Annotated in this window: 3 protein-coding genes and 1 pseudogene; all 4 read right to left on the reverse strand. The window is 62.5% G+C overall.

The genetic code is table 11. The features are described 5' to 3' along the window. Positions 1 to 84: 84 nt before the first annotated feature. The gene (locus WB528_RS08065) at positions 85 to 546 is read right to left on the reverse strand and encodes an ester cyclase (protein ID WP_423887891.1); all 462 of its coding nucleotides are present in this window, start codon (positions 544 to 546) and stop codon (positions 85 to 87) included. Between the two features lie 256 nt (positions 547 to 802). Further along, a pseudogene (locus tag WB528_RS08070) lies at positions 803 to 2,034 on the reverse strand (RNA polymerase sigma factor). Between the two features lie 8 nt (positions 2,035 to 2,042). Next, a complete protein-coding gene (locus WB528_RS08075; RefSeq protein ID WP_423887892.1) occupies positions 2,043 to 2,399 on the reverse strand; it encodes a YciI family protein in 357 nt (118 codons plus the stop codon). Positions 2,400 to 2,664: 265 nt separating this feature from the next. Beyond that, positions 2,665 to 3,756, reverse strand: a 1,092-nt coding sequence (gene guaA / locus WB528_RS08080) for a glutamine-hydrolyzing GMP synthase (RefSeq protein WP_423887893.1), incomplete at its 5' end; no start/stop codon positions are given.

Below are 3,756 nucleotides of genomic sequence, written 5' to 3' on the forward strand. Positions count from 1 at the left end.
GGCGACAGAGATCGGCTCCGTCGCGCCGAGAGTCCGCCCGGTGCAGGCGGACACTCGTCACTTTCAGTGGAAGGCTCCTATCCTTCAGGCGGCTTGCGCTTGACCCGGCGACGGCAAAAGTCCGAGCTGCATCATCATTCCGAGGGTGTCGAAAACGCCCCAGTGCCCAACGACCTTGCCCTCGTTGTTGAAACGAAAGATGTCGGTGCCGTGCACTTTGAACTTCTTCCCGGTAGCTGGCATGCCCATGAACGGACCTGTGTGAGTGCCCGTCGTGGAGATATGACTTATAAGGCGATCGCCTTCGGCGATCATGAATTCGATCTCGAGGTGCAAGTCGGGGAACGCTTCGAGGAAGCCGCCGAGAACCCTTTTGAACCCCTCATGGCCATTGGCGGCCCCCGGCGGAAGACCATAATCCTGGTAATCCACGCGATCCGCGGCGAGATAGAGATCGCAAAGATCGAGCCGGCCTGAGTTGATGACCTGGTCGATGAGGTTATGGATGGTCGCCTTGTTTCTTTCGATGGTGCTTTGGGTTGTCATGATCGTTCGCCTTTCTGTCCGCCTGAGGGATTGATTTCTCCTCGATATGACGACGGGCCAGATACCCCGATTTCGACATCGCCTCTAAAATTCCGCGCGTCGATGGCGAAGCCGCAGCGCCACCGCGATCCAAATTCCGCAAACAATCGGTTAGCCGGAAGCGAACCGACCCCTGGTAACGGCCGATAGAGAGTACCTGGCAGGTCCGGGAAGGAGCTGTCGTGCTTCGGGTAGCGCTGGCAGGGGCGACCGAGCGCTATCCTGTCGGGCCAGAGGCAATCATACGCCGCCTCAGGAACTCGCGCATCGCAGGATCCTGGCACAGCCCGATGGCGCGGCTGTAGGCGGCAGCGGCCTCGGCGGGTCGTTCCAAGCGCGTAAGCAGATGCGCCGCAACGGCCCAGTATGGCTGATAGTCCTTCACGACCTCGGGTGAGATCGCTTCCAGCAGAGCCCATCCGGTCACGGCGCCCCGTGCTTCCGCAATTGCTGCGGCGCGGCTGACCAGCGCGCCGATGGTGGGTGCAAGCCTTATGAGCCCTTCGTACAAGAGGGCGATCGCTTCCCAGTCTGTGCCGCCGATGGAGGCGCGGCGAGCATGCATGGACTGGATTGCTGCCTGGAGTTGAAAGTGCCCGATGCGCTCCATTCGCGGTCCGGTCAGTATCTCCTCCGCCTCTTCGATCATCGACTTGGACCAGCGGGTTACATCCTGCTCCGAGAGTGGCACATATCCTCCCGTCGCGGTGCGCCGCGCATCCCGGCGCGCTTCGCAATGGAGCATGAGCGCCAGCAAGCCACGCACTTCGGGTTCAGCCGGCATCAGTCGTAGCAGCAGACGGCCAAGGCCAATCGCTTCCACGGCAAGGCCCCTGCGGCGCGGATCAGCGCCCGCGACGTCGTCCCAGCCACTTCCGTAGGCGGCATATATCGCCTCCATCACGGCATCGAGTCGCGTCGGCAACTCGCTAGCCTCAGGCAGTTCAAAGGCAATCCGCCATCGCGGATCTTCGCTTTCGCGCGGCTAAGCCGCTGACCCATTGCCGAAGGCTTCACCACGAACGCGGTAGCGATGCGGACCGCGTCGAGGCCCAGCACCGTCTGGAGCATCAGAGGTGTCCGGGCCGCGACATCGATTGCGGGATGAGCGCAGATGAACATGAGCTTCAAGCGCTCATCGGGAAACACCAACTCGCTGCTCGCAACGTCCTGCGCCTCTTCCGCGACGGCAAGCAGTGTCGGGGTCGCTTCCGCCTGCACGCGCGCATGCCGAGCGCCATCAATCAGCCGGCGGCGAGCGGCCGTGAGCAGCCATGCCTCGGGCTTGTCCGGCACGCCGGTACGGGGCCAAGCTTCCAATGCGACGCGAAAGGCGTCGGCAAGCGCATCTTCAGCCGCCGCCACATCGCGCGAACGCGCGGCGAGATAGGCAACGAGACGGCCGTAGGAATCACGCGCCGCTTGTTCGACCGCACGGCGCGCGTCCATGGCTGCCGCTACTCCATCGGCGTCAGATTGGGTCGCACCTCGATCGACCCGCCCGGCGTCACCGGGTAGCGGGCCGCCCATTCGAGGGCTCGATCGAGATCCCGGGCATTGAGAATGAAGAACCCGGCGAGTTGCTCTTTGGCCTCAGCGTAGGGCCCGTCCTGCACGAGCCGCTGACCATCGCGTAGCCTGATTGTCGTGGCGGTATCAGGCGTCTCAAGGCCCGCGCCGCCGACGAAGACGCCGGCATCTTTCAGCGCCTTGAGGAAGGGCGGAATTCGGGACCAATAGGCGTCCCGCTTCGCAGGGTCCTTCCGAGCGGCAAAATCCTCGGCGCTTTCATAGATCACAAGCGTGTAGTTCATGGGTCTCTCCTGGACTGGTGGAAGCGGGAGATATCCCCGCTCGATACCCTGACGAGCCAGCCAGTCCGATTTCGACAAAGGAGAAATAAAGATTCTTCTCGGCGCTCGACCTGCGTCTCATAATCCGGGCTTCGCGTTCACAGTGTCATCGAGTCGGATCTTTGCCCATTTCGAGGCACGTCCTTACTACTATCGATTGCTATCGCCGCGTCACAGTTTCCTTAGCCTATCCTTTTCTACTCCATCCTCCTCCGCAGTATCCCCCTCACTCCCACTCGATCGTCCCCGGCGGCTTTGACGTCACGTCATAGACCACGCGGTTGACGCCCTTGACCTCGTTGATGATGCGGGTCGCGGTTTCGCCGAGGAATTTCATGTCGAAGGAATAGAAGTCCGCGGTCATGCCGTCGGTCGAGGTCACCGCGCGCAGGCCGACGACATATTCATAGGTGCGCCCGTCGCCCATCACGCCGACGGTCTTCACCGGCAAGAGCACGGCGAAGGCCTGCCAGATCTTGTCGTAGAGGCCCGCTTTGCGGATCTGGTCGATATAGACCGCATCCGCGTTGCGCAGGATGTCGAGCTTTTCCTTCGTGATCTCGCCGGGGCAGCGGATCGCGAGCCCCGGTCCGGGGAATGGATGCCGGCCGACGAAAATCTCGGGCAAACCGAGTTCGCGGCCGAGCACGCGCACCTCGTCCTTGAACAGTTCGCGCAGCGGCTCGACCAGCTTCATGTTCATGCGCGCGGGGAGACCGCCGACATTGTGGTGGCTCTTGATCGTCACCGAGGGTCCGCCGGTGAACGACACGCTCTCGATCACGTCGGGATAGAGCGTGCCCTGCGCGAGGAACTCCGCGCCGCCGATTTTCTTGGCCTCCGCGTCGAACACGTCGATGAAGAGACGCCCGATGGTCTTGCGCTTTTGTTCGGGGTCGGTGACGCCTTCAAGCTCGCCCAGGAATTGCTTCGAGGCATCAACGTGAACCAGCGGGATGTTGTAGTGATGGCGGAACAGGTCGACGACGGTTTCGGCCTCATTCAGCCGCAGCAGCCCATGATCGACGAACACGCAAGTGAGCTGATCGCCGATCGCCTCGTGGATCAGCACCGCCGCGACCGCGGAATCGACGCCGCCGGAGAGCCCGCAGATCACCTTGCCCTTGCCCACCTGGGCGCGGATTTTTTCGATCGCCTCCTCGCGGAAGGCGCGCATGGTCCAGTCGCCGGCCAGCCCCGAAACCTTGCGGACGAAATTGCGCAAGAGCTTGGCGCCATCCGGCGTGTGCACCACCTCGGGGTGGAACATCAGCCCGTAATATTTCCGCTTCTCGTCCTGGATGATGGCGAAGGGCGC

Source organism: Bradyrhizobium sp. (assembly GCF_049586575.1).
GTDB lineage: Bacteria > Pseudomonadota > Alphaproteobacteria > Rhizobiales > Xanthobacteraceae > Bradyrhizobium.